The organism is Acidovorax sp. PRC11, assembly GCF_031844105.1.
Classification (GTDB): domain Bacteria; phylum Pseudomonadota; class Gammaproteobacteria; order Burkholderiales; family Burkholderiaceae_C; genus Paracidovorax.
The window spans coordinates 1-25526 of record NZ_JAUZUQ010000017.1 but is presented as its reverse complement, the minus strand read 5'-3'; the positions used below and the strand labels follow the sequence as shown (position 1 = coordinate 25526).

The 25526-nt window shown below is 71.1% G+C and carries 25 protein-coding genes, 1 tRNA gene and 1 pseudogene; 8 read left to right on the top strand and 19 right to left on the bottom strand.

Features of this window, described 5'->3' with window-relative positions; all coding sequences use genetic code 11:
* Nucleotides 1-110 precede the first annotated feature (110 nt).
* Nucleotides 111-416, bottom strand: a complete 306-nt coding sequence (locus Q9R47_RS18015; RefSeq protein ID WP_311234554.1) for a DUF2789 domain-containing protein — start codon at nt 414-416, stop codon at nt 111-113.
* Nucleotides 417-581: 165 nt separating this feature from the next.
* On the opposite strand from Q9R47_RS18015, the gene Q9R47_RS18010 reads away from it, so the two are divergent.
* From Q9R47_RS18010 to Q9R47_RS17995, 4 genes are all read left to right on the top strand, one after another.
* Nucleotides 582-1445: a DNA/RNA non-specific endonuclease gene (locus Q9R47_RS18010; RefSeq protein WP_311234553.1), complete on the top strand. Its 864-nt coding sequence runs from the start codon at nt 582-584 to the stop codon at nt 1443-1445.
* Nucleotides 1446-1561: 116 nt separating this feature from the next.
* Nucleotides 1562-1882, top strand: coding sequence for a hypothetical protein (locus Q9R47_RS18005; RefSeq protein WP_311234552.1), 321 nt, complete (start codon nt 1562-1564; stop codon nt 1880-1882).
* An 8-nt stretch (nt 1883-1890) separates the two neighbouring features.
* Nucleotides 1891-2829, top strand: a complete 939-nt coding sequence (lhpI, locus tag Q9R47_RS18000; RefSeq protein WP_311234551.1) for a bifunctional Delta(1)-pyrroline-2-carboxylate/Delta(1)-piperideine-2-carboxylate reductase — start codon at nt 1891-1893, stop codon at nt 2827-2829.
* Between the two features lie 190 nt (nt 2830-3019).
* Nucleotides 3020-4153: a branched-chain amino acid ABC transporter substrate-binding protein gene (locus Q9R47_RS17995; RefSeq protein ID WP_311234550.1), complete on the top strand. Its 1134-nt coding sequence runs from the start codon at nt 3020-3022 to the stop codon at nt 4151-4153.
* A 54-nt stretch (nt 4154-4207) separates the two neighbouring features.
* On the opposite strand, the gene Q9R47_RS17990 is transcribed toward Q9R47_RS17995, so the two are convergent.
* From Q9R47_RS17990 to tolB, 6 genes are all read right to left on the bottom strand, one after another.
* On the bottom strand, nt 4208-4645 hold the full coding sequence (locus Q9R47_RS17990; protein WP_311234549.1) for a DUF1810 domain-containing protein: 438 nt from the start codon (nt 4643-4645) through the stop codon (nt 4208-4210).
* An 85-nt stretch (nt 4646-4730) separates the two neighbouring features.
* Nucleotides 4731-4806: transfer RNA gene (locus Q9R47_RS17985), tRNA-Lys, on the bottom strand.
* A gap of 56 nt (nt 4807-4862) precedes the next feature.
* Nucleotides 4863-5633 carry a tRNA threonylcarbamoyladenosine dehydratase gene (locus tag Q9R47_RS17980; protein ID WP_311234607.1) on the bottom strand — a complete coding sequence of 257 codons (771 nt, stop codon included), beginning with the start codon at nt 5631-5633 and terminating at the stop codon, nt 4863-4865.
* A 119-nt stretch (nt 5634-5752) separates the two neighbouring features.
* A complete protein-coding gene (gene ybgF / locus Q9R47_RS17975; protein ID WP_311234548.1) occupies nt 5753-6559 on the bottom strand; it encodes a tol-pal system protein YbgF in 807 nt (268 codons plus the stop codon).
* Nucleotides 6559-7107, bottom strand: coding sequence for a peptidoglycan-associated lipoprotein Pal (pal, locus tag Q9R47_RS17970; protein WP_311234547.1), 549 nt, complete (start codon nt 7105-7107; stop codon nt 6559-6561). Before pal ends, ybgF begins: the two co-directional genes overlap by 1 nt.
* 63 nt (nt 7108-7170) lie before the next feature.
* Nucleotides 7171-8493 (bottom strand): Tol-Pal system beta propeller repeat protein TolB, encoded by a 1323-nt coding sequence (gene tolB, locus Q9R47_RS17965; protein WP_311234546.1) that lies wholly within the window; start codon nt 8491-8493, stop codon nt 7171-7173.
* 134 nt (nt 8494-8627) lie between these two features.
* Between tolB and msbA the strand changes: the two genes are divergently transcribed.
* Nucleotides 8628-10415, top strand: coding sequence for a lipid A export permease/ATP-binding protein MsbA (gene msbA, locus Q9R47_RS17960; protein WP_311234545.1), 1788 nt, complete (start codon nt 8628-8630; stop codon nt 10413-10415).
* 30 nt (nt 10416-10445) lie between these two features.
* On the opposite strand, the gene Q9R47_RS17955 is transcribed toward msbA, so the two are convergent.
* The 6 genes from Q9R47_RS17955 to mltG all read right to left on the bottom strand — a co-directional run bounded on the left by Q9R47_RS17955 (nt 10446) and on the right by mltG (nt 15318).
* Complete coding sequence (locus Q9R47_RS17955; RefSeq protein WP_311234544.1) at nt 10446-11141, bottom strand: ankyrin repeat domain-containing protein; 696 nt, start codon at nt 11139-11141, stop codon at nt 10446-10448.
* Nucleotides 11138-11947 (bottom strand): TatD family hydrolase, encoded by an 810-nt coding sequence (locus Q9R47_RS17950; protein ID WP_311234543.1) that lies wholly within the window; start codon nt 11945-11947, stop codon nt 11138-11140. Before Q9R47_RS17950 ends, Q9R47_RS17955 begins: the two co-directional genes overlap by 4 nt.
* Before the next feature lie 243 nt (nt 11948-12190).
* Nucleotides 12191-12550: a PilZ domain-containing protein gene (locus tag Q9R47_RS17945; protein WP_311234542.1), complete on the bottom strand. Its 360-nt coding sequence runs from the start codon at nt 12548-12550 to the stop codon at nt 12191-12193.
* A gap of 25 nt (nt 12551-12575) precedes the next feature.
* On the bottom strand, nt 12576-13580 hold the full coding sequence (locus Q9R47_RS17940) for a DNA polymerase III subunit delta' (RefSeq protein ID WP_311234541.1): 1005 nt from the start codon (nt 13578-13580) through the stop codon (nt 12576-12578).
* Nucleotides 13577-14242: a dTMP kinase gene (gene tmk / locus Q9R47_RS17935; RefSeq protein WP_311234540.1), complete on the bottom strand. Its 666-nt coding sequence runs from the start codon at nt 14240-14242 to the stop codon at nt 13577-13579. Before tmk ends, Q9R47_RS17940 begins: the two co-directional genes overlap by 4 nt.
* A gap of 41 nt (nt 14243-14283) precedes the next feature.
* A complete protein-coding gene (mltG, locus tag Q9R47_RS17930) occupies nt 14284-15318 on the bottom strand; it encodes an endolytic transglycosylase MltG (protein WP_311234539.1) in 1035 nt (344 codons plus the stop codon).
* 47 nt (nt 15319-15365) lie between these two features.
* On the opposite strand from mltG, the gene Q9R47_RS17925 reads away from it, so the two are divergent.
* Nucleotides 15366-16280 (top strand): folate-binding protein, encoded by a 915-nt coding sequence (locus tag Q9R47_RS17925; RefSeq protein ID WP_311234538.1) that lies wholly within the window; start codon nt 15366-15368, stop codon nt 16278-16280.
* A 193-nt stretch (nt 16281-16473) separates the two neighbouring features.
* Here Q9R47_RS17925 and Q9R47_RS17920 read toward each other — a convergent pair whose 3' ends face one another.
* The 3 genes from Q9R47_RS17920 to Q9R47_RS17910 form a co-directional block, all read right to left on the bottom strand.
* Complete coding sequence (locus Q9R47_RS17920; protein ID WP_311234537.1) at nt 16474-17331, bottom strand: YbgC/FadM family acyl-CoA thioesterase; 858 nt, start codon at nt 17329-17331, stop codon at nt 16474-16476.
* On the bottom strand, nt 17318-18286 hold the full coding sequence (locus Q9R47_RS17915) for an alpha/beta hydrolase (protein WP_311234606.1): 969 nt from the start codon (nt 18284-18286) through the stop codon (nt 17318-17320). Before Q9R47_RS17915 ends, Q9R47_RS17920 begins: the two co-directional genes overlap by 14 nt.
* Before the next feature lie 236 nt (nt 18287-18522).
* A complete protein-coding gene (locus tag Q9R47_RS17910; protein ID WP_311234536.1) occupies nt 18523-19392 on the bottom strand; it encodes a fumarylacetoacetate hydrolase in 870 nt (289 codons plus the stop codon).
* Nucleotides 19393-19472: 80 nt separating this feature from the next.
* Between Q9R47_RS17910 and Q9R47_RS17905 the strand changes: the two genes are divergently transcribed.
* Nucleotides 19473-20609, top strand: a complete 1137-nt coding sequence (locus Q9R47_RS17905) for an iron-containing alcohol dehydrogenase (protein ID WP_311234535.1) — start codon at nt 19473-19475, stop codon at nt 20607-20609.
* A 52-nt stretch (nt 20610-20661) separates the two neighbouring features.
* Here the strand turns inward: Q9R47_RS17905 and Q9R47_RS17900 are convergent, their stop codons facing one another.
* From Q9R47_RS17900 to Q9R47_RS17890, 3 genes are read right to left on the bottom strand one after another with little or no spacing between them, the layout of a single operon-like run.
* The gene (locus Q9R47_RS17900) at nt 20662-21759 is read right to left on the bottom strand and encodes a phospholipase (protein ID WP_311234534.1); all 1098 of its coding nucleotides are present in this window, start codon (nt 21757-21759) and stop codon (nt 20662-20664) included.
* Between the two features lie 14 nt (nt 21760-21773).
* Nucleotides 21774-22601, bottom strand: coding sequence for an HDOD domain-containing protein (locus Q9R47_RS17895; RefSeq protein ID WP_311234533.1), 828 nt, complete (start codon nt 22599-22601; stop codon nt 21774-21776).
* A 53-nt stretch (nt 22602-22654) separates the two neighbouring features.
* Nucleotides 22655-25021 carry a Tex family protein gene (locus Q9R47_RS17890; protein ID WP_311234532.1) on the bottom strand — a complete coding sequence of 789 codons (2367 nt, stop codon included), beginning with the start codon at nt 25019-25021 and terminating at the stop codon, nt 22655-22657.
* A gap of 255 nt (nt 25022-25276) precedes the next feature.
* Here Q9R47_RS17890 and Q9R47_RS17885 point away from each other — a divergent pair.
* Nucleotides 25277-25526: pseudogene (locus tag Q9R47_RS17885) on the top strand (hypothetical protein); the annotation flags it as partial.

The following is a 25526-nucleotide window of genomic DNA, read 5'->3' as shown; positions in this document are numbered from 1 at the left end:
CCCGCCGTGCAAGGACCGTGCAAGGACCGCGCGATGCGTAATGCGCAACGCAGCGCGGCCCGGCCCTGCGATGCAGGGGCCGGGCCGCGGGAAGGCTGGGAAGGCGACGCTCAGCGCGCGGGGATGGTGGACGGATCGTTCTCCGTGACCGCGGCGGCCTCGGCCTCGGCGCGCTGCTCGACGGCATCGGCATGCAGTGCCTCGTTGAGCTGGTCCACCACGAGGGCCCAGTGCGCATCCGCCTTCAACTGGTCGGCCAGGAACTGGCGCTGGGCATCACTCCAGAAAGGCGCATCGGCCACGCGCACGCCGGCCGGCAGCTGGTGGGTGCGCAGGAAACGGGTGATCGCATCCTCGCTCTCGTCCAGGCCCATTTGCAGGAACAGGTTGGTCATCGTCGGTTCAGCAGTGATCATGGTGCGGTCCTGTCGGTGGTTCTTGAATGCCACGACGGTAGTGCGTCCGGCGCTGCGGGCGCGTCGGACAACGCAGCGTCGGCGAGTCAGGCCCGCGAGCGCATGCCGCGGTCCGGAGTGCCCCGCAATGCCGGTGCCGCCCCCGCGGCGGGTTCTAATCGGTGCATGGCCACACAGAAGCGCAAGCGCACGAAGAAGTCTTCCTCCCGCACCCCGTCCATCGCCCTCCTCCACCGTTCCGCCGGCCGCCTGCGCCGGCTGCTGGTCGCCTTCGCCGCATCGGCCGTGGTCGGCGTGCAGGTCACGAGTTGCGGCATCCCGTCCGTACCGGGCCCCGGGTCCGGCGGCGCGCACCCTGCCCCCACGCGTGCCGGCGTGTTCTCCGCCTGCCGGCAGCATTTCGCGGGTGGCACCCCGCCGATCACGCCCGAGGCGCCGCGGCTGCGCGAGCTGTGCTTCGACGCCTTCGCGGTGCTCCACAGCGGCAACACGCGCACTCCGGTGTACGTCGCCGAACGGCTGAACCGGCAGATCCTCCAGCAGGCCCGCCAGCAGCACCGCACCGACCGCTTCTATGCCGATGCCCGGCTGCCGCGCGCCGAGCGCGCGGAACTGGAGGACTACCGCGGCTCGGGGTATGCGCGCGGGCACATGGCGCCCGCGGGGGACATGGGCACGCCCGAGGCCATGGCGCAGTCCTTCAGCCTCGCGAACATGGTGCCGCAGGACCAGAAACAGAACAGCGGCCCGTGGGCGAAGATCGAAGAGGACACGCGGCGCTATGCCCTGCGCGCCCGGGGCAACGTGTATGTGATCACCGGCCCGGTGTTCGAGCCCGGCGCGAAGACGATCGGAAGCAATGGCGTGGCCGTGCCCTCGCACGTCTTCAAGCTGGTGTACGACGCGGAGACCGGCAAATCCTGGGCGCACTGGCAGCAGAACGCGGCCGCCGCCACCCCGGGCACGCCGATCACGCTGGAAGAGCTCGAGCGGCGCACGGGCATGCAGCTGCTGCCGCAGGCGCACTGAACAGGGCGGGTGGCCTCCAAGCAGCCGGCCGTTCGGCCGGACGGGGTAAACACCCTCTTCAACAACGCCCGGGTTCACTGTATATTCGTACAGCCTTCATACACCAGGAGCCCGCCATGTCCGATATCGATACCGACACCGCCGTTGCCGCCTACACCGTCGCCCTGTGCGATTTCCCCGAGCTGCCGTCCCGCGAGCGCACCGCGGCCGAGGGCCGTTACGCCCGGGTGCTCGAACGCCAGCTCGGCGGCCCGGAAGGCGTGGCCGAAACGCTCGCCGCGGTGCAGCGGCTGCAGGACGGCGACGAAGTCCCCGAAGGCACCGATGCCATGGCCATCGTCAACCGCTGGGCGCGCGCGGCGGTCGCCGCGCGCACGGCCGGCATGCAGGGTCTGGGCGAATCCGAGGGCGCCTACTTCGACGTGCGGATCGGTTGACGCCCGCCATGGCGTCCGCCCCCGAACCGTCCGCTCCCACCCTGCAGGCCTTCGACCGGGAGCGCACCGCCGCCGCCCTGCCCTTCGCTGCGCTCGCGCAGGCCATCGAAGCCGCCGCCGCCGACCTCCAGGCCGGCCGGATCGCCAGCCCCGAGCGCACGGTGCTGCCGCTGGGGGCCGGCGGCGCGCTGCTCAGCATGCCCGCCACCTCGCACGACCTCGGCATCCACAAGCTGGTCACCGTGCAGCCAGGCAACGCGGCACGGCAGTGGCCTACGATCCACGGCATCGTCGCCGTGTGCGATGCCGCATCGGGCCGGCCGCTGTGCCTGCTGGACGGCCCCGAGGTCACGGGCCGGCGCACGGCGGCGGTGTCGATGGTGGCGCTGCGCCGGCTGCTCGGGCGCGCGCCGCGGCAGGTGCTGCTCATCGGCACGGGCGTGCAGGCACGGCACCACGTGGGGGCCATCCATGCGCTGTTTCCCGACTGCCCGGTCCTCGTGCGGGGCCGCAGCGATGCGGCCGCGCGCGCCTTCTGTGCGCAGGCATCCGCCACCGGCCACGTGCAGCTCTGCCCGCCGGACATCCCGGACACGGTCGATGCCGTCGTCACCCTCACTACGGCGACCGAACCCGTCTACGACCTTCCCGCGCGCGCGGACCGCGCCGTCGTGGGCGTCGGCGCGTTCAAGCCGGACATGGCCGAGATCGGACGGGCCACGCTCGCAGGCAGCCTGCTGTACGCGGACGATCCGGCCGGCGCGCGGCACGAGGCCGGCGACCTGATCCGCGCGGGCGTGGACTGGAACAGCGTCCGCTCGCTCGCTTCCCTGCTGGCAGAGGCGCCCGACCGCAGCCGCCCGCTGGTGTTCAAGAGCGTCGGCACCGCCGCCTGGGATCTCGCGGCCGCACGGGTCGCGGTGCGGGCGCTCGGCCTCGGCACGTGACCGGCCGCGCCGTTCGGCGGCCCTCCCTGGCGTTTTTCGGCGGCGTGTCGGCCAGGGCACTCCCTTTCATGCGCACAATCGCGGGTTCCCGGTCCGCCCGGCCACAAGCCGGGCGGGCTGTCCAACGCCCGCCGGGGCACCGGGCACCACCGATCGGCGTGCCCCCTCCTTCATCACCAGGAAGATTGCAATGAACAGAACGAGAACGATATCCCGCCTGACCGCCGTGGCCCTGGGCCTGGCGGCACTGACCGTGCAGGCGCAGGACCGCATCCGCATCGGCTTCATGAGCCCCATCACGGGCCCGCAGGCCGCCAACGGAGGAGACAACCGCGACGGCGCGCTGCTCGCCATCAAGGAACTGAACGCCAAGGGCGTGAAGATCGCCGGCAAGCCGGTGGTGTTCGAGCTGGACATCAACGACGACGTGGCCGACCCCAAGCAGGGCGTGCAGGTCGCGCAGACGCTCGCGGACAAGAAGATCCGCTTCGTGCTCGGCCCCTACAACTCGGGCGTCACGGTGCCGGCCGCGCGCGTGCTGAACGATGCCGACATCCTCGCGCTCACCGTCGCCTCCAACCCCAAGGTCACGGAACTCGGCTACCGCACGCTGTTCCGCATCGGCGCGAGCGACAACCAGCTGGGGACCAAGATGGCCACCTACGCGGCGCAGGATCTGAAGCTCAAGACGGTGGCCGTGATCGACGACCGCACCGCCTACGGCCAGGGCGTGGCGCGGGAATTCACCGCGCAGGCCAAGCGCCTCGGCCTGCAGGTGGTGGCCACCGAATTCACCACCGACAAGGCCACGGACTTCAGCGCGATCCTCACCAACATCCGCGGCGCCAAGGCCGACGCCGTGTTCTACGGCGGCTACTCTCCCCAGGGCGGCCCGCTGCTCAAGCAGATGCGCGGCCTCGGCATCACCGGCCCGCTGCTCGGCGGCGACGGCATCTGTTCGTCCGAAACCGCCAACCTCGCGCAGCTCGCGGGCGACCTGAACGTCTTCTGCACGCAGGGCGGCTCCATGCTGGACAAGAGCGACAAGGGCCAGAAGTTCGCCGAGCGCTACCGCGCCGAATACAAGCGCGACCCGCTCACCTACGCCGCGGCCTTCTACGACGGCATGCACCTGCTGGCCAACGCGATGGAATCCGCGCAGACCACCACCGACACGAAGAAGATCGCCCAGGCGATCGAGCGCGGCAAGTACGCGGGCGTGACGGGCGAATTCGCCTACGACGACAAGCACGACCTCAAGTCGTCGGCCGTGACGGTGTACACCTTCAAGGGCAAGGACGTGGTGCCGTTGAAGAGCCTGTGAGCAGGCTGCGCCGCGGGGCAGCCTGCGGCCATCCAGGGCCGGGACGGGGCATGATCAGGTGCCCCGTTCCAGCAGCTCCAGCGTGCGCCCATCCTTCGCGCCGCCGAAGTACTGCTGCAGCACCGCGTCGAAACAGCCGCCCGGCCCCGCCACTTCCGCGAACAGCGTCATGCTGGAGCGCAGCTTGACGTCGTCGGGCGATCCGAAGATGGCGTGGGCGGATGGGGCGTCGGGACCGTGATCGAGCAGCACCTGGCAGGCCTGCCGCAGGCGCGCTCCCAGCACGGGATGCGCAAGATAGGCCTCGGCCTCCCCACGGGACTGGATGGCGTAGTGGCGCGCCATGTCGCTGTGCCCCAGGCCCTGGATCTGCGGGAAGATGAACCACATCCAGTGCGAGCGCTTGCGCCTGGCGCGCAGTTCGGTCAGCACCTGCTCCCACACGGATTGCTGCGCAGGAAGAAAGCGGTCGAGGTCCGGGGTCGAGGGCATCCACGCATTCTAGGTCTGCGGGTGAGCAAGGCCTGGAAACAGGAAAGCCGCTACAACCCGGAAGGCTGTAGCGGCTCGGCATGTCTGGTAGGACGTACTGGGGTCGAACCAGTGACAAACGGATTAAAAGTCCGCTGCTCTACCAACTGAGCTAACGTCCCGACATTGCGGATCTGCGGCCCAGAGGCTGCAATCAGCAAAGACTCAAATTATAGCGCTACTTTGGCGCCGGACCAACTTCCGCGAGCCGATCGAGCACCCAGCCCGCGGCGCACTGGCCGAAGGTGGCCGTGACCGACACCACCGAGCCGTAGCCGTGACAGTTGAGCGTGCCGTCCGCGCCGGCATCCACCGCGCACGAAGCATGTGGCGGGGCCACGGCCTCGCGGCTGAAGACGCAGGCGATGCCGATGCGGCGGCCCTCGCGCGGCGCGCCGTGCTGCCGGCGCAGGCGGTAGCGCAGTTGCGCGAGCAGCGGGTCGTGCGTGGTCTGGGAGAGATCGTCGATGTCCACCTTGTGGGCCAGGCGCTTGCCGCCGGCCGCGCCCACGCTGATGAAGCGCTGGTGGCCGCGGCGCAGTTTCAGCGCCCAGGCCGCCATGGCGGTCTTGGCGTGCACCTGGTCGCAGGCGTCGATCACCGCGTCCACGCCCTCGGGAAGGATCGCGGGCCAGTTGGCGGGCTCGACGAATTCCTCGATGCAATGGACCTGGCACGCTGGGTTGATGAGCGCGATGCGGTCGCGCATGGCGTCCACCTTGGCCTGGCCCACGGTGGTGGAGAGCGCATGGATCTGGCGGTTCACGTTCGATTCCGCCACGTTGTCGAGGTCGATCAGCGTGAGCCGCCCCACGCCGCTGCGCGCCAGGGCTTCGACGGCCCAGGAGCCCACGCCGCCCACGCCGATGACGGCCACGTGGGCCGCGCGGATGCGAGCGGCACCCTCCACGCCATAGAGGCGCTCGAGGCCGCCGAAGCGGCGCTGCAGGTCGGCGTCGAGGGGAAAGTGATCTTGCCCCCCCGGGGCGGGGCCCGAGGGAACGGGTGCGAAGGAACACGCCGTTTCCGGCGCCTCCCCCTGCACATGCTGCTGCACGGGCTCTGTGCTCACTTGAGCCGCGCGAGGCGTTCCTTGGCCGCGGCAGCGGCTTCGGATTGCGGGTAGGCGCGCAGCAGGTCTTCCAGCGTCTTGCGGGCGGCGCGCGTGTCCTTCAGTTCGATCTGGCAGTTGGCGATGGAGAGCGCAGCTTCCGGCGCCCGCGCATGGTCGGGGGCCGCGGCCAGCAGGGCCTTGAAGTTGTTGATCGCTTCCTTGTAGTCGCGCGTCGCGTACTGGGCGTTGCCCAGCCAGAAACGGGCCGAGGGCACGAAACCGCTGCGCGGGTACTGGCGCAGGAAGTTGCCGAAGGCGGTCACGGCTTCCGGGAACTTGCCCGAGCGGAACACGGCGAGCGCGGCGTCGAAGTCGCGCTTTTCCGTCGGGTCCGCCTGGAATTCCTGGCCGTCCATGGTGACCTTCGCGGGCTCGAACTGCTTGAGGCGTTCGTCCACGCCCTGGGCGATGTCCTTCTGCCGGCGCTGCAGTTCCGCCACGTCGCGCTGCAGCTGCTCGTTCTGCCCGCGCAGGCTGGCCTGCTCGGAGCGGAGTGTCTCGATCTGCGATTGCAGGTCGATGAGGCTGCGGCGCATCTGCGAGGTTTCGTCCGTGGTGCGGCGCTGGTCGCCCCCCAGCTGCTGCTGGAGCGCATCGACGCGCTGGCGCATCTCGATGATGGCGCGGCGCGCCTCGTCATCCTCGAAAAGCGCGGCGTGGCTGGCCGTGGCGCCGAAGCCCGCGGCCAGCGACAGCGCGGCGAGCGCTGCTGCCCTGCGGACGCGCCCGCGCGCCCGCTGCTGCACGAAAGCCATCGCCATCAACGGTAGGACAGTTCAACGCGGCGGTTCTGCGAGAAGGCATCTTCCGAGTTGCCTTGCACCGCGGGCTTTTCCTTGCCGAAGCTCACGGCTTCCATCTGGCTGTCGGGCACGCCCAGCAGGCCCAGCGCGCGGCGCACGGCCTCGGCACGCTTCTGGCCCAGGGCCAGGTTGTATTCGCGGCCGCCGCGGTCATCGGTGTGGCCTTCGATCATGACCTTGCGGCCCTGGCTCTGCTTGATGAAGCGGGCGTGCTGCTCGATCAGCGACTGGTATTCGGGCTTCACGACGTAGCTGTCGAAATCGAAGTACACGATGCGGGCCACGCCGACCGGGCCGGCCGCGTCGCGCGCGGACTGGTTCAGGTCGACCGGAGCGACACCGCTCTGGGAGCTGCCGTTGGCGTTGGCACCGCCGTTGGGGGCGGTGGAGGTGGCGCCCTTGTTCTCGACGGGTACGTCCTCGAGCTTGACGCCGGAGCTGCAGCCGGCCATGACGGCGGCCACGGTGAGGGCCAGGGTGATGCGTTTGAAGGGAAGGTGGATCATGCGAAGGTTCTCCTAGTCCAGAAAATTGGTACGGTCGAGTCTGAAAATTGAAAAAGATTCCAATTATTGTTTCTGGAACGGTCCCCAGTCCGGTTCGCGGATGTCACCGCTCTGGCCTGCGAGGCGTGCCTTGATCTTGCCGTCCAGCGTGGTGGTCATCAGCGCCTCGCGGCCGCCCTGCTGGGTGGCGTAGACGATGAGCTTGCCGTTGGGCGCGAAGCTCGGGCTCTCGTCGGCGGTGGTGTCGGTGATGGCCGCGGTGGTGCCGGAACCCAGATCCATGACGTGGAGTTTGAAAGCGCCTCCGACGCGGGAGATGTAGGCCAAGAACTTGCCGTCGGGGCTGATGCTCGGAGAAATGTTGTAGGTGCCCGTGAACGTGACGCGCTCCGCATTCCCGCCGGTGGCGGGCACGCGGTAGATCTGGGGCGCGCCGCCGCGGTCGCTCACGAAGTAGATGCTGCGGCCGTCGCTGGAGTACGTGGGCTCGGTGTCGATGCCCGCGCTCTGCATCAGGCGGCGCGGTTCGCCGCCGTTGGCGTCGATGGTGTAGAGCTGCGAGCCGCCGTCGCGGCTGAGCGTCACGGCCAGCGTGCGGCCGTCCGGCGCCCAGGCCGGGGCGCTGTTGGAGCCGCGGAAGTTGGCGATCAGCCGGCGCCGGCCGGTCGACACGTCGTGCACGTAGACCACCGGCTTGCGCGACTCGAACGAGACGTACGCCAGCTGCGTGCCCGAAGGCGACCACGCGGGCGAGATGATCGGCTCGGGGCTGGAGAGCGCCGACTGGGCATTCTCGCCGTCGGAGTCCGCCACCCACAGGCTATAGCGGCTGCCGGCCTTGGTGACGTAGGCGATGCGGGTCGAGAAGATGCCGCGCTGGCCGGTGATCTTCTCGTAGACGTAGTCGGCGATGCGGTGGGAGACGAGGCGCAGGTCGCCCTGCGTGACCACGAAGCTCTGGCCGCCCAGGTCCGGTTCGTTGCGCACCGTGTCCCACAGCCGGAAGCGCACGTCGTAGCGGCCGTCCGGCAGGCGCGTGACGCTGCCCGTGGTGAGCGAGTCGGCGCCTTTCTGCTTCCAGGCGGCGACGTCGGGGCGCGAGTTCTCGTCGAGCTGCGGGCCGGCCCCGTCCACGACGCGGAACTGGCCGCTGCGCTCCAGGTCGGCCTGGATGATCGCGGAAATCTTCTGCGGAGCGCCGGCCTCGCCGCGGAACGGCGCGATGGCGGTGGGGTACTGCGTCGTCCCCACGCCCACGATGGTGAGGCTGAACTGCGCCAGCGCAGGGACCGTGGTGGCGGCGGAAGCGAGGGCCACGATGGCGTGGCGGCGTGTGGGGGACGGCAGTGCCGCGAGGAGGGAGTGGGATGGACGGTCTGAAGTCATTGACAGCGTTGGGATACCGGGCCATGCGCCGGAGCAAACCGGAAGGACAGGGGCCGAATGTTACACACAGCCCGGATACCCCTGTGACAAACTGTTCGAGTTGCCGGCGCGGTCCTACGTAGAATCCGCCCCACATGCAAGCCTCGCCCCCCCAGGGAGCCGCCGCCGACGGCCCCGCATCCTCCCCGCCGCCCCTGTTCTCCCGCCTGAAGCGGATGTCGTCGTTCTTCGGCCGCCAGCGGCTGGCCTGGTCGCTGGCGGTGCTGGCCACCGTGGTGGCGGCGATCACGGAGCCGCTCATCCCCGCCCTGCTCAAACCCCTGCTGGACCAGGGGTTCACCGAAGGCTCGCTCAAGCTCTGGCTGGTGCCCGTGGCCGTGATGGGGGTGTTCTTCGTGCGCGGGCTGGCGCAGTTCGGCGGGCAGTACGCGCTCGCGCGCATCGCCAACGAGGGCATGCTGAAGCTGCGCGAGACGCTGTTCCAGCGGCTGCTGTCGGCGGACATGGCGCTGTTTTCGCGGCAATCGGCGAGCACGCTGTCGAACACCGTGGTGTACGAGGTGCAGAACGGCGCCACGCAGCTGGTGCAGGCGCTGCTGGGCATCTCGCGCGACGGCTTCACGCTGGTCGCGCTGCTGGCCTACCTGCTCTATCTGAACTGGCAATTGACGCTGATCGTCGCCTTCCTGGTGCCGGGCGTGGCCTGGATCATGAAGACGCTGTCGCGCCGCCTCTACCGCATCACCAAGAGCAGCCAGGAGGCCACCGACCAGCTCGCCTACGTGGTGGAAGAGAACGTGCTCGCCCACCGCATGGTGCGCCTGCACGGCGCCGAGGAAGGCCAGGCGGGCCGCTTCGGGGCGCTGAGCCAGAGCCTGCGGCGCCTGGCGATCAAGGCGACCATCGCCTCCGCCGCCATGACCCCGCTCACGCAATTGCTCGCCGCGGCGGCGCTGTCGGCGGTGATCTGCGTGGCGCTGTGGCAGAGCCACATCGGCCAGACGAAGGAAGTCACCGTGGGCGGCTTCGCGGCCTTCATGGCGGCGATGCTGATGCTGATCGCGCCGATCCGCCGGCTGGCGGACGTGGCCAACCCGCTCACGCGCGGCGTGGCGGCGCTGGAGCGTGGCCTGGTGCTGCTGGAAAGCTCCCCGGCCGAGACGGGCGGCGGCCATGCGCCCGCCGGGCGCGCGCAGGGCGCGCTCGTGCTGGAGGGCGTGACCGTGGCCTTCGGCTCGGAGCTGGCCCCGGCGCTGGACCGCGTCCACCTGTCGGTGCGGCCCGGCGAGGTGGTGGCGCTGGTGGGCCCCTCGGGGGCCGGCAAGACGACGCTCGTGAACCTGCTGCCCCGCTTCCTGCAGCCGACCGAAGGCCGGGTGCTGCTCGACGGGCAGGCACTGGAGGACTGGAACCTGCCGGCCCTGCGATCGCAATTCGCGATGGTGAGCCAGGACGTGGTGATGTTCAACGACACCGTGGCCGCCAACGTGGCCCTGGGCGCCGCCGTGGACGAGGCGCGCGTGCAGTCCTGCCTGGAGGCCGCGAACCTCGCATCGCACGTGGCGGCGATGCCGCAGGGCATGCACACGCTGGTGGGCCACAACGCGGCGCAGCTGTCCGGCGGGCAGCGCCAGCGCCTGGCGATCGCCCGTGCGCTCTACAAGGATGCGCCGATCCTGATCCTGGACGAGGCCACTTCGGCGCTGGACACCGAATCGGAGCGGCTGGTGCAGGACGCGCTGCAGCGCCTCATGCGCGGGCGCACCACGCTCGTGATCGCGCACCGGCTCTCCACCATCGAGCACGCCGACCGCGTGGTGGTGATGGAGCGTGGCCGCATCGTGGAACAGGGAACGGACGCCGAGCTGGTCGCGCAGGGCGGGCTCTACGCGCGCCTCAAGGGCGCGGTGCTCGCGGGCTGAGGGTCCGGCTCGCCCGGCCCGCTGCCGGCATCACCAGGTGCCGCGGTTCGGCTGCTTGCGGCGCATCGCTTCGGCGACGAGGTCCGCCATGTCCTGGCGCGACGCGCGGCGCGCGAAATCGGCCGCGGTGAGTCCGAGCTGGTTCTTGATCGTCGGGTCCGCGCCCTGCTCCACCAGGAAGCGCGCCACGTCGGCGCGGCCATAGCTCACGGCCATCATGAGCGGCGTCGTGCCGTTGGGGGACTCGGCGTCGATGTAGGCGCTCTGGTCGATCAGGATGCGCGCGATCTCCAGCTGCTGGTCGGTGGTGCCGGAGGCCGCGTAGTGCAGCGGCGTCCAGCCCGTCTTGTTCACGTCGGCATCCTTGGCGATGAGCGCGCGCACGGCCGCGACCTGCCCGCGCAGGGCGGCGATCATGAGCGGGCTCTCGTCCTTCGCATTGCGCGTCTCGACCTTGATCCCGGGCGCCGCCATGAGCGCGTCGAATGCCTTCATCGAACCCTGCTGCAGCGCCAGCGTGAGGCCGACGTCGCCCTTCGGGTTGCGCGTGTTCGGATCGAAGCCGCGGCGCACCAGGGCCGTGATGTCGCTGCCCTGGTCGCGCACGATCGAGGTGAAGAAATCGTCGTAGGCCCCGGCGTGCGCGCAGGCGCTGCACAGTGCCGCGCCGGTGAGGGCCACGGCGGAAACGAACATGCGCCGCGACAGGCGGGAGGTTTGCGTCATGGGGCGTCCTTTCGGAAGAAGAGCGTGTCGAAGTTGCGGCTCGTGGCTTCTCCCACGGCCTCGGCCTCCAGGCCCTTGAGCGCCGCGATCTGCTGCGCCACGAAAGGCACGTAGGAGGGATTGTTGGTCTTGCCGCGGTACGGCACGGGTGCGAGGTAGGGGCTGTCGGTCTCGATCAGCATGCGGTCCATCGGGACGAAGGCGGCCACGTCGCGCAGCGCCTGGGCATTCTTGAAGGTGAGGATGCCGGAGAACGAGATGTAGTAGCCCCGGTCGAGCGCGGCGCGCGCCACCTCGGCGGTCTCGGTGAAGCAGTGGAACACGCCGCCCGCGCGGTTGCCGGCGCCGTCCTCGCCCTCTTCCCGCAGGATCGCGAGGGTGTCGTCAGACGCGCTGCGGGTGTGGATGACCAGCGGCTTGCCGCAGGCGCGCGCGGCGCGGATGTGCGTGCGGAAGCGCTCGCGCTGCCACTCCAGGTCGGCCACGCTGCGCCCGCCCTTGCGGTCTTCCATGCCGTAGTAGTCGAGCCCGGTCTCGCCGATGGCGATCACGCGCGGCAGCGCGGCGCGGTCGAGCAGGTCCTGCACGGACGGCTCGGTCACGCCTTCGTTGTCGGGATGCACGCCCACGGTGCTCCAGAAATTGTCGTGCGCCACGGCGAGCGCATGCACGTCGCCGAACTCCTCCATCGTGGTGCAGATGCAGAGCGCGCGGGTGACGCGTGCCGCCTCCATGGCCTCGCGGATGGCGGGCAGTTGGGCGGACAGTTCGGGAAAGCTCAGGTGGCAGTGCGAATCGGTGAACATGGCGGACGGAATGTTAGGCGGCCCGGAGCGCGGCGCCCGTAGGAGAAGCGCTGCGCAAGAGCCCGGGCATCGTGGACGGAAAGGAATGCGATCGGGGAGGCGGCGCTTCGGCTGCCCGGCGCGGGAAAGCGCGGTCCGGCCCGACGAGTCACGGCACGGCACGGCCGGAAGGCCCGCACGGGGCCGAGGGCGGAGATTCCCCGCCCGGTGGCCGCAGGCGGCAAGGCGGCGCGGCGCGGGAAATCAGATGGTCTGGGTGGGCCGCTCCGAGGCCAGGGCGGAGCCCAGGATCTCCTCGATGCGCGCCTTGAGCACGCGGGACTTGTCGTCCTTCGGGAACTGGATGCCGATGCCCTGCGTACGGTTGCCCGCCGCGCGGGCGGGGGTGACCCAGGCCACGCGGCCGGCCACGGGGTAGCGCTGGGTGTCTTCCGGCAGCGTGAGCAGCACGTACACGTCGTCGCCCAGGCGGTACTCGCGCGGGGTGGGCACGAAGATGCCGCCTTCGGCGAAGAACGGGATGTACGCCGCGTACAGGGCCGCCTTCTCCTTGATGGCCAGCTGCATGACGCTGGGACGGGGGGCGCTGGAGGGGGTGCTCATGTCGGGACGGGCCGGTCGTGGTCGTTCAATGGCGGGAGTTTAGGGCGATTCGCGCCTGGGCCACAAGCGACTCGAGCATGAGCCCGGGGTTGAACGGATGGTCCGCCGTCCGCGCCTCCTTGGCGAGGGCGCGCGCCCAGCGGGTCAGCGGCCCGACGCCGGGCGGCGGAGGCAGGTCGGCCTCGGCGAAGTAGCGCGGAGCGGCGCCGACGCGGCGGGCGAGCTGGTCGTGGCAGAGCTTCTGCAGCGCGTCCACCGCCTCGGCGGGCGAGAAGTCCGACAGCGCGGTGGCGTCGCCCCGCGCGACGGCGCGCGGCAGCAGCGCCCAGGCCTGCGGGCTGCGGCCGCCCCGGGCGAGCGCCCGGGCATCCTCGGGCCGCCCGCCGGCGGCGCGCAGCAGCGGGCCGGCGGCCTCGGGCGCGATGCCCTGCTGCGCGAGCCAGGCCAGGGATTGCGCCTCGTCCGGCCACTGCAGCGCATGGCCCAGGCAGCGGCTGCGGATGGTGGGCAGCAACTGGTGCGCGGCCTCGCTCGCGAGCACGAAGCGCACGTCGCCGGCGGGCTCCTCCAGCGTCTTGAGCAGCGCATTGGCGGTGACGTTGTTCATGCGCTCGGCCGGGTAGACCAGCACCGCCTTGCCGCGTCCGCGCGCCGAGGTGCGCTGCGCGAACTGCACGGCGTCGCGCATGGCTTCCACGCGGATCTCGCGGCTCGGCTTGCGCTTCTTGTCGTCGATCTCGGCCTGCGCCTTCTCGGGCAGCGGCCAGCCGCGCTCGACCATGTCGGTCTCCGGCATCAGCACGCACAGGTCGGCGTGGGTGCGCACCTCGATGGCGTGGCAGCTGCCGCAATGGCCGCAGGCGCCGTCCTCCGACGGGTTCTCGCAGAGCCAGGCGCGCACCAGTTCCAGCGCGAGCGTGTACTGGCCGAGGCCGGATGGCCCGCTGAGCAGCCAGGCATGGCCGCGCTGCGCCAGCAGCTGCCGGCGCTGGGCGGCGATCCACGGCGGGATGGATTCCGCGGCGCTCATGCGCCCTCCCCCGCGGCGCCCGCTACGCCCCGCTGCTGCAGCACCTCCATGAGCCGCGCGCGCACGGCCTCGCGCGGCAGCGCCGCATCGAGCCGCGCGAAGCGGCCGGGATCGGCGGATTCGCGGTCGGCATAGCCCTGGGCCACCCGCCGGAAGAATTCGACCGGCTGGGCCTCGAAACGGTCGGGCACGCGCGCGCCCTCGAGCCGCTCGGCGGCCACTTCGGCCGGCAGGTCGAACCAGAGCGTCAGGTCGGGCTGCAGCAGCGTGTCCACCCCTTCCTGGAGCCCCGACTGGGTGATGCGCTCCAGTTGCGAGAGCACGCCCCGGTCGAAGCCGCGGCCCGCGCCCTGGTAGGCGAAGGTGGCATCGGTGAAGCGGTCGCACAGCACGACCTCGCCGCGCGCGAGCGCCGGCGCGATCACGGTGCGCAGATGGTCGCGCCGGCCCGCGAACACGACCAGCGACTCGGTGAGCGCATCCATGGCCTCGTGCAGCAGCAGCGCGCGCAGTGCCTCGGCCAGCTTCGTTCCGCCGGGCTCGCGCGTCACCGTGACCGTGCGGCCCGCGCGCCGCAGCACCTCGGCCACGGCCTCGATGTGCGAGGACTTGCCGGCACCGTCGATGCCTTCGAATGTGATGAACCAACCCCGTCGCTGCATGGAGAAAAGACCTTTGTGGTGCGTGCGCTGCCGGCGCGGGCTCACTGCCCCTGCGGCGCCGTCTGCCCGCGCTGGTAGCGGTTCACCGCGCGGTTGTGCTCGTCGAGCGTGGGGCTGAAATGGCTGGTGCCGTCGCCCCGCGCCACGAAATAGAGGGCCTGCGTGCGCTCGGGCTGCACGGCGGCGATGAGCGACGCCTTGCCCGGCATCGCGATCGGCGTGGGCGGCAGGCCGGCGCGGGTGTAGGTGTTCCAGGGCGTGTCGGCCTGCAGGTCGCGGCGGCGCAGGTTGCCGTCGAACCTCTCGCCCATGCCGTAGATGACGGTGGGATCGGTCTGCAGCAGCATGCCGGTGCGCAGCCGGTTGCTGAACACGCCCGCGATCTGGCCGCGGTCCGAAGCGCGCCCGGTTTCCTTCTCGACGATGCTCGCGAGGATCAGCGCCTCGTCGGCGCTCTTGAGCGGCGTGTCGGCCGAGCGCTGTGCCCAGGCGGCCTCCAGCCGCCGGTCCATGGCGTGCAGCGCCCTGCGCAGGACGGCGAGGTCGCTCGTGCCCTTGGCGAAGGTGTAGGTGTCGGGGAAGAAGCGCCCCTCGGCCGCCACGCCCGGCCGGCCCAGGCGCTCCATGACGGCGGCATCGGCCAGGCCCTGCGTGTCATGGCGCAGGGCCTCGTCGCGGTCGAGCGCGGCACGGAACTGGCGGAAGGTCCAGCCCTCCACGAGGGTGACGGCGCGCAGCGCCTCTTCGCCGCGCACCAGCTTCTGCAGCAGGCCGAAAGGCGTGGTGCCGGCGGGGATTTCGTAGTTGCCGGCCTTGATCAGCCGGTCCTTGCCCGACAGGCGGAACCAGGCGTAGAGCAGGCGCGGGTCGGTCTCGACGCCCGCGGCGACGGCCGCCGCGGCGACCCCGCGCGGCGTGGTGCCGGGCTCGATCTCGAGTTCGAGCACGCCCGGGGTGGCACCGGCCGCGGCGGAGCCCGAAGCGGCCCGCTGCGGCAGCGGATGGTGGAGCCACCAGAAACCGGTGCCGGCCACCGCGAAGGCCACCAGCAGGATGAAGAGGAGGAAACGGCGCACGAACCGGAATGGAGAGAGGGGAAAGAGCCGGGCATGATAATTCACGCATGACGTCCCCCCTGAATGGCCTGGCCCCCCTCAACGGGCTCGGCGTGATCCGCGTGCAAGGCGAAGATGCCGCGAAGTTCCTCCACGGCCAGCTCACGCAGGACTTCCTGCTGCTGCCGCCGGGCCAGGCCCGGCTGGCGGCGTTCCTTTCGGCCAAGGGCCGCATGCAGGCCACGTTCATCGGCTGGCGGCAGGGCGATGCCGAGGTGCTGCTCGTCTGCAGCCAGGACGTGCTGGCCGCGGCGTTCAAGCGCCTGTCGATGTTCGTGCTGCGCGCCAAGGCGCGCCTCACCGACGCCACGGCCGACTTCGCGCTCTGGGGCCTGGCGGGCGATGCCGTCGCCACGGTGGCGGGCGAGGCCCTGCCGCCCTGGAGCCGCACGGACACCCCGCAGGGCACCGTGGTGCACCTCTACCCCGCCGCGGGACAGCCGCGCGCCCTGCTGGCGCAGCCCGCAGGCCAGCCGGCTCCGTCCGGCTCCGAACTGGCACCCGGTCTCTGGGCCTGGAGCGAAGTGCAGAGCGGTGTCGCCACGCTCACGGCCCCGCTGGCCGACCTGTTCGTGCCGCAGATGGTCAACTACGAATCGGTGGGCGGCGTGAACTTCAAGAAGGGCTGCTACCCCGGCCAGGAGGTGGTGGCGCGCAGCCAGTTCCGCGGCACGCTCAAGCGCCGCACCTACCTGGCCCATGCCCCCGAGGCGGTCGCCGTGGGCGCGGAGGTGTTCGCCGCGAGCGATGCCGAGCAGCCCTGCGGCACCGTCGTGCAGGCCGCCGCGGCCCCGGGCGGCGGCTTCGACGCGCTGGTGGCGCTGCAGGTGGCTTCCACCGGCGAGGCGCTGCGCGTGGGCGGCCCGGAAGGCGTGCCGCTTGCCCTGGGTGATCTGCCTTACGCGCTGCTCGAAGACATTTGACGCTGCCCTGATCTTCCGGTGGCCTGAGCGGGCGCCTTGCGAAAGATGCGTGGAACCGCAACGGCCTTTCCCGTCAGAGGGCCGCGGAGCAGTCCAAGCCAGCGGACGCCGTGGAACGGCCTCCGCCCGGCCACCGGCGTCGTCCCCCTTCCCGCGCGCCAGCGCGAGAGAAGGGGGAAGCGGCGTCAGCCGCTCAGGGGGGGATGCTCATATTCACATGCGGCAACCCTGCCTCCTCGTAGCGTTCGCCCTCCACTTCGAAACCCGCGCGCCGATAAAAGTTCTCGGCCGTGCATTGCGCATGCAGCGTGACGAGCCGGTCGCCCCGCGCCCGCGCGGCCTCGACCAGCGCGTCCAGCACCGCCCGGCCCCAGCGCTGGCCGCGTACCGCGCGGTCCACCGCCATGCGGCCGATGCGGGCCTCGCCCGGCGCGGGCTGCAGCAGCCGGCCGGTGGCCACGGGCAGGCCGATGCGGTTGTAGGCCACCACGTGCAGCGCGCCCGCATCCAGGGCATCGGCTTCCAGCGCCGGATCGATTCCCTGCTCGTCCACGAACACGGCCATGCGCAGGCGCATGGCGTCCTCGCCCAGCGTGGCCCAATCGCCCGTGCGCAGCTCGACGACGTCGTGGCCGGCTTCGTGGGCCTCGATCAGCGCGCGCAACGCGGCGGGCACGGGCCGGGAGGTCTGCGTCGCCGGGTCCGCGAAGACGTAGACCAGCTCGCCCGACACCAGCAGACGGTCGCCCGCGAAGATGCCGGCCTGGAACTGCAGCGAGCTGTTGCCGATGCGCGCGCAGCGCAGGCCCACGTCGAGGATGTCGTCCAGCCGCGCGGAACCGTGGTACTCCAGCGTGGCCTTCTTCACGTACAGCTCGCCGCCGAGCGCATGCATGCCCGCCTCGTAGGGCATGGCCAGGGCGCGCCAGTAGGCGGACATGGCCGTGTCCACGTACATCAGATAGTGGCCGTTGAAGACGATCTTCTGCATGTCCACCTCGGCCCAGCGCACGCGCAGGCGTTCGGTGCAGCGGAAATCAGCGCGTCGCATCGGGGGTCTCCTTGTCCAGGGGTTCACTCAGGGGATCGGGCAGGCCGAAGGCCTCGCGCAGCGCGGCGGCGGCATGGGCATGGGCGGTGCGCGCCTCGGGAATGGCGCGGCCCATTTTGATGAACTCGTGGGTCACGCCGCGGTAGATCTCCAGGTCCACCGCCACGCCGGCGGCGCGCAGCCGGTCGGCATAGGCGATGCCCTCGTCCACGAGCGGATCGCACTCGGCCAGGCCGATCCATGCGGGTGCCACGCCGTCCACGTCCGGCGCCAGCAGCGGCGCGAAGCGCCAGTCGCTGCGCTGGGCATGGGTCAGGTAGTGGCCGAAGAACCAGGTGATGGCCGGCTCCTCCAGCACGAAGCCGTGCGCGTAGAGCGCATGCGAGGGCGTGTCCTGGTGCGCCGTGCAGCCCGGATAGATCAGCAGCTGCAGCGCGAGCGGCAGGCCGGCATCGCGCGCCTGCAGGGCGGCCACGGCCGCCAGCGTGCCGCCGGCACTGTCGCCGCCCACCGCCAGCCGCGCGGGGTCGGCACCGAGGCCGCGGCCCTCGGCGGCGAGCCACGACAGCGCGTCCCAGGTGTCTTCCACCGCCGTCGGGAAGCGGTGCTCGGGCGCGAGCCGGTAGCCCAGCGACACGACCATGCAGCCGGCGCGGCGGGCCAGTTCGCGGCAGAGGGTGTCGTGCGTATCGACGCTGCCGACCGTGAAACCGCCGCCGTGCAGGTACAGCAGCACCGGCAAGGCTTCGCCGTCGGCATGGGGCGCATAGAGGCGCGCCGGCAGCGCCCCGCCGTCGCGCGCGGGAATCCGCAGATCCTCCACGCGCGGCAGCGCCGGCTTCGGGATCTCGAGCACGCCCGCGCCGAGTTCGTAGGCGGCGCGCGCCTGCGCCACGGGCAGCGTCTCCATCGGGGGCCGGCGGGCGCGGCGCATGCGGTCGATCACGCTGCGCATCTGCGGCGTGAGGCGGTGCTGGAGGGCACCGGGGGTGCGGGAGGAAGGGGTCGGGAGGACGGTCACTTCAATCACGGGGGCAGGAGCGCACGGTGGCGGCAGCGGGGATCATCGAAAAGCACGCGCGGAAGGCCCGGGCATGGGCGGCGCGCTTCGGCGCAACCGCCGATCATCCCCGAAACGGGTGGCGGGTGCAGCGCCGCACGGAACTTGCCCACCGGCGCCCGGCCGCCGCGCTAGCGGAACCGCACCTCCACCGGCGCGGCCCCGGGCAGCCCGTCGAACGTGGCCTTCACCGCGAGCCCCGGCCGCGGCGGCAGCAGCGCGGAGAACGATCCCAGGCTGACGAGATCGCCCGGCTGCAGCGCGATGTTCTCCTTCTGCAGCGCGCCGGCCAGCCACACCACGGCCTGCAGCGGATGGCCGAGGATGTCGCGGCCCTGCCCTCCGCCGAGCTTCGCGCCGGTACCGTCGGTCAGCGTCACCGTCATCGCGGCCAGCGCATCGAGCAGTGCATAGCGCTCTCCCCGCCACGCCGGCACCGCGATGGGCGCGCCCGCCACTCCCAGGCGCGCGCCCACGTTGATCGCCGCCACCCCCGCGCCGTCGAGCTGCGGCGGGGCTTGCACCAGCAGGTCGGGCAGCTCGATGAAGGGAATCACCTGGTCGATCGCGTCCAGCACCTCCATCGGCGTGCGCGCGTGGTTGATGGCAGCGCTCTTCACGCGCACGAGCATGTCGGCCTCGTAGAGCGGGCGGGCACCGAATGCCGCCTCCACCTCGCTGCCGGACGGCAGCACCATGCCCGGGTAGAGCCGGCCCCAGACCGGCTGGTCCGTGCGGAAGCGCTGCTGCACCGCGGGATTGGTGAGCCCCGCCTTGTAGCCCACCGCCTTGCCCAGCCGCTGGGTGAGCAGCGCGTCGAACTTCGCGCGCGTGCAGGCCGCGTCGGCCGCATCCATCGGCGGCAGGTTGGCCGCCGGCGTGCGCTCGAAGTAGTGCGCCGCCATGTCGGCCACGCGTGCGTCGTCGAGGCATGCGGCCTGCGCGCCTGTCACGCACGCGACGGCCACCAGGAAGGCGGTGAGGGTTTGCTGCAGCACCATGGGAAGCTCCGGGGTTGTAGATTGCCGCCATCACACCACCAACGCGCCCGGCACGCATCCTGGCAACCCCCATCACCACCATGGCCCTCATCCACTACATCACCCAGATCCAGATCGACTACGGCGCAGTGCAGCTGCTGGCGCAGGAGTGCGCGCGTGCGGGCATCACCCGCCCGCTGGTCGTGACGGACCCCGGCGTCAAGGCGGCCGGCGTGCTGCAGCCCGCGCTGGACGCCCTGGCCGGCCTGCCCGTGGCCGTGTTCGACCAGACGCCCGCCAACCCCACCGAGGCCGCCGTGCGCGCGGCCGTGGAGATCTACCGTGCCCACGGCTGCGACGGCCTGGTGGCGGTGGGCGGCGGCTCCGCCATCGACTGCGCCAAGGGCATCGCCATCGCGGCCACGCACGAGGGGCCGCTCACCCATTACGCGACCATCGAGGGCGGCTCGCCGCGCATCACCGAACGCACCGCGCCGCTCATCGCCGTGCCCACCACCGCCGGCACCGGCAGCGAGGTCGCCCGCGGCGCCATCATCATCGTGGACGACCACCGCAAGCTGGGCTTCCACTCCTGGCACCTCGTGCCCAAGGCCGCCATCTGCGATCCCGCCCTGACGCTGGGCCTGCCGCCCCACCTCACGGCCGCCACCGGCATGGACGCGATCGCGCACTGCATGGAGACCTTCATGTCGTCCGCCTTCAACCCGCCGGCCGACGGCATCGCGCTGGACGGGCTCACCCGCGGCTGGGCGCACATCGAGCGCGCCACGCGCGACGGCCAGGACCGCGAGGCGCGGCTGCACATGATGAGCGCCAGCATGCAGGGCGCCCTGGCCTTCCAGAAGGGCCTGGGCTGCGTGCATTCGCTCAGCCACAGCCTGGGCGGCATCAACCCGCGCCTGCACCACGGCACGCTGAACGCCGTGTTCCTGCCCGCGGTGGTGCGCTTCAACGCGCAGGACGAGGCCGTGCGCCGCGACCGCCGCCTGGAGCGCATGGCCCAGGCCATGGGCCTCGCCTCGGCCGGCGACATTCCCGATGCGATCCGCGACATGAGCGCGCGCCTGGGCCTGCCGACGGGCCTGGCGGCCATGGGGGTCGGCGAAGACGTGTGGGACGGCGTGATCCGCGGCGCGATGGCCGACCACTGCCACAAGACCAATCCGCGCGAGGCCACGGCGGAGGACTACCGCGCGATGCTGGCGGAATCGACCTGACCGCCCTCGCGGCCGGGGCCGCGAGACCGGACGTGCGGATGGGAACGCAGGCTTACAGCGGCTCGACCACGTCCGCGGAACAGCCGCCGTCCAGCCACGCCGCGAACTCGTCCGCCAGTTGCCGGCTCGCGGCCACGGCGGCGCCCCAGGCCCGCGCACGGGCCGCCGTGTCGAGCCCGTAGCGCATGAAGTCCTGCCGGTCGGGCAGCTTGCCGTCGGGCAGGGCATCGCGCACCCAGGCGGGGTCGGGCGAGAGCAGCACCATGGCGTCCAGTGCCGGCGTGGCCCGGTGGCGCCATCGCAGGCCCTTGTCGAGCCAGCCGGGCACCACGTGCTGCTGGAAATGCGGATACAGCACGAGGGCGCCCGGCCGGGCCGCGCCATAGGCCAAATGCAGGTGGTAATCGGTGATGCCGCCGTCCCAGTAGGCGCCGCGCGGCGCGCCCGGAATGTCGTGCACGGCCTGCAGCACGAAGGGAATGGAGCAGCTCGCCTGCAGCGCGGGCAGGAAATTGTCCGCACCCAGTTCCACCTGCCGCGTGGGATAGTCGCGCACGCCGAACGGCAGCGCGGCCGGCCCTCCCTGCGGCTGCGGCGACGAGAACACGACCCGCTCCAGCCACCACCCCAGCGCCCGCCGGTGCACCGCATTCGCCGCGAACGCGCCCAGGTAACCCAGCGGCGTGGCCACGCGGTGCTCGCGCCCGAGCAGGTGGCGCCCGCGCGAGGTGACGACGTGCAGCCGGTATCGGGGATGCGCCAGCACCTCGTCCACGTGGCCGGCATAGAACGCCTGCAGATTCCGCCCGAACCGCTCGCTCACGTGCGACGGCGGCGGCCGCCGCTGCCCGGGCGGCACGTCGTAGGCCTGGTGGATGTAGGCCTGCTCCAGCCGCTCGAACGCCTCCACCGGCCGATCCATGCAGGCGGTGGCCATGCGCCATGCGCCGATCGATGCGCCGACGAGGTGCACGGGCGTGGCCGCGGCGTTCAGCCAGCCGCCGAACAGGAACCGGTCCAGCGGGCCCAGCACCAGGCCCTTGGGCCCGCCCGCGGCCGCCGGGATCACGCCCACGTCGGCCGGTGCGAGGCCCTGCCGCGCAATGTGCCGCAGGGCCGCGGGCCCCGCATGGATGCGCAGTGCCCGCAAGGGCCGCGCCGCCGTCACACCACGTAGGCGCCCGCGTCCGCGGGTGCCGTCCAGTCGATCGGGTCCTGCTGCAGCACCATGTCGATGTCCAGGCCCAGGGGCAGGCCCACCTCGGCCGGGAACGACACCGCGAGCGCCTTCTCGCTCCACCCCGCCTCGCGCGCCCAGGCACGCCAGGAGGCCAGGTGCAGCACCGCGGCGAGCGGTTCGTAGACGTTGTTGTCGAAGGGCGCATGCTGGTACTGCAGCGCATCCACCACCACCTGCGGCAGATGCCACTGCCGCGCCATGGCCGCGCTCACGCTGCCGAAGCCGTAGCCGAGCAGGCGCCGCTCCAGGCCGGCGCGGCGCGGATCGAAACTGCCGACCACCGCGTCGATGGACGACAGCCGCTCCGCGTGCCCCAGGCGGATGCGCAGCTCGCCCAGGCCGTGCAGCAGCCCGGCCGTGTAGGCCGCGAGCGCGTTGTGCCGCACCAGGCCCGCGAGCGAGCGCGCCATCTTCGCGGTGTGCAGGCTGTAGCGCCAGAACTGCTGCAGATTGATGCCGGGCACGGAGCGCGACGTGGTGCCCAGCGGCGCGGAGCCGACCAGCGCACGCAGCTGCTCTTTTCCCACCAGGGCCAGCGCCTCGGGCACGCCGCAGACGGCGCAGGGCGCGCCGAAATCGGGCCCGTTGGCGAGTTGCAGCAGGCGCGCGGCGAGCGCGGGGTCGGTCCCGAAGATCTGGGTCAGCCGGCGCAGGCTCGGCTCGGCATGCGAGAGCTCGGCCATCAGCAGCGCCACCGCGCGCGGATGGCTCGGCAGCGCCACGGGAATGTCCAGCAGGGCGTTGATGTCCATGGCGTGGGGCGCGGGGCAAGGGTGCGCCCCATTATCCACGCCTGAAACGGTTCTTACCGCTTGTGACCTTGCAGTTTGGCGAAGGCGGACGCCATCGCGGACGGCTGTGCGGGCTCCGGCGCCCGGCGGGCGGGCTGGGCATGGCCGCGCCCCACTCCTTCAAACCGGTTCTCGCGCGGGCCGCGGCCGTCCTGGTCGCGCCGCGCGGGGGCGGCATCGAGCTTCATCGTGAGGCTGATGCGCTTGCGCGGCGCGTCCACCTCCAGCACCTTCACTTTCACGATGTCGCCGGTCTTCACGATCTCGCGCGCATCCTGCACGAACTTGTGGCTGAGCTGGCTTACGTGCACGAGCCCGTCCTGGTGCACGCCCAGGTCCACGAAGGCCCCGAACTGCGCCACGTTGCTCACCGTGCCCTCGAGCACCATGCCTTCCTTCAGGTCGGCGATGTCCTCCACGCCGTCGTTGAAGCGCGCCACCTTGAAGTCCGGGCGCGGATCGCGGCCGGGCTTTTCCAGCTCGGCGAGGATGTCCTTCACCGTGATGGCGCCGAACTTCTCGTTGGCGAACAGCTCGGGCTTGAGCTGCTTGAGCATGTCGGCCCGGCCCATCACCTCGTTCACCGGCTTGGCCGTGTGCGCCAGGATGCGCTCCACCACCGGATAGGTCTCCGGGTGCACGCCCGTCATGTCCAGCGGATTCTCGCCGCCGCGGATGCGCAGGAAGCCGGCCGACTGCTCGAAGGTCTTCGCGCCCAGGCCCGCCACCTCCATCAGCTGGCGGCGGTTGCGGAAGGCCCCGTGGGCCTCGCGCCAGCGCACCACCGACTTGGCCACGGTGCCCGACAGCCCCGACACGCGCGAGAGCAGCGGCGCGCTCGCGGTGTTCAGGTCCACGCCCACCGAGTTCACGCAGTCCTCGACCACCGCGTCCAGCGTGCGCGCCAGCTCGCTCTGGTTCACGTCGTGCTGGTACTGGCCCACGCCGATGCTCTTCGGGTCGATCTTCACGAGTTCGGCCAGCGGATCCTGCAGCCGCCGCGCGATGCTCGCCGCGCCGCGCAGGCTCACGTCCACGTCCGGCATCTCCTGGCTCGCGTATTCGCTGGCGGAATAGACGGACGCGCCCGCCTCGCTCACCACCACCTTCTCGAACGAGAGATCGGCCTTGGCCACCAGCTTGAGCAGGTCGCCCGCCAGCTTGTCGGTCTCGCGGCTCGCGGTGCCGTTGCCGATCGCCACCAGCTGCACGCCGTGCTTCTGCACGAGGCGCGCCAGCGTGTGCAGCGAGCCGTCCCAGTCGCGGCGCGGCTCGTGCGGATACACGGTGGCGGTCTCCACCAGTTTGCCGGTGGCATCCACCACCGCCACCTTCACGCCGGTGCGGATGCCCGGGTCCAGTCCCATCACGGCGCGCGGGCCCGCGGGAGCGGCCAGCAGCAGGTCGCGCAGGTTGTCCGCGAACACCTTGATCGCCACCTTCTCGGCCTCTTCGCGCAGGCGCGAGAACAGGTCGCGCTCCGTCGAGAGGCTGAGCTTCACGCGCCACGTCCAGGCCACGCACTTGCGGAGCAGGTCGTCGGCCGGCCGGCCGGCATGGCTCCAGCCCAGGTGCAGCGCGATGCGGCCTTCGGCGATGCTCGGCTTGCCGGGTTCGGGCTCCACGGGCAGCACCAGCTTGGCTTCCAGGATCTCCAGCGCCCGGCCGCGGAACACCGCCAGCGCGCGGTGCGACGGCACGCGGCCGATCGGCTCGTCGTAATCGAAATAGTCGCGGAACTTGGCCACCTCGGGATCGGCCTCGTTCTTGGCCTCCACCTTCTTGCTGCGCAGCAGGCCCTCGGTCCAGAGCCACTCGCGCATCGACTGCACCAGCGCGGCGTCTTCCGCCCAGCGCTCGGAGAGGATGTCGCGCACGCCGTCCAGCACAGCTCCCACGGTGGAGAAATCGGCGCCCGGCTTGCCGTCGTCCAGCACCTCGGGCGGGCGCAGGAAGGCCTGCGCCTCCACGGACGGATCGAGCGTCGGGTCTTCGAACAGGCGGTCGGCCAGCGGCTCGATGCCGAACTCGCGCGCGATCTGGCCCTTGGTGCGGCGCTTCTGCTTGAAGGGCAGGTAGAGGTCCTCCAGCTCCTGCTTGGTGGGCGCGGCAGCGATCGCGGCGCGCAGCGCATCGGTCAATTTGCCCTGCTCGTCGATGGCCTTGAGCACCGCCGCGCGGCGGTCCTCCAGCTCGCGCAGGTAGGCGAGCCGCGCATCCAGCTCGCGCAGCTGCACGTCGTCCAGACCGCCCGTGGCTTCCTTGCGGTAGCGCGCGATGAAGGGCACCGTCGCCCCGCCGTCGAGCAGTTCCACGGCCGCACGGACCTGCTGCTCCCCCACCCTGATTTCCGCGGCCAGTTGCCGGATGATCTGCTGCATAACCCCTGCCAACGAACGATGAAAACTCGAAGCGGGCGAGTGTGCCATAGCGGACGGAGGTGCCATCGACTAATCGTATGACCCTGTTCACACAACAATTCGTGACAATGCGGCCGCTTGTCAAACTCATCCGTGGACTGACAATGCCTGTGCAAATTCAAGCCAAGACGGCCCAAGGCCGTCTTTCTGACTATGCCCATCGTTATTACCTGTCAGCCTCCGGGTCCGAAATTCTTCATTGGCGCAGATGCCACCATGCCCCTCATCACCGCAACTGCGGAAATGCAAGGGATTGCAATCCCTCCGGGCTCAGCCCCGACATATGAGTGGAGCGCCACGCTCACGTTTAATGGGGGGATTGCGCCCACGAAGACGTTCTTCGGAGGAGGTCGATCAAGTGAACACCCGATCATGCGGGCACAGGCCGGACATGCAAAAACCTGGCGCATTCCCTTCTCGCACGTTCGAGGCGGAACTCTCACAATACAAGTTACCGTTCGCGTGG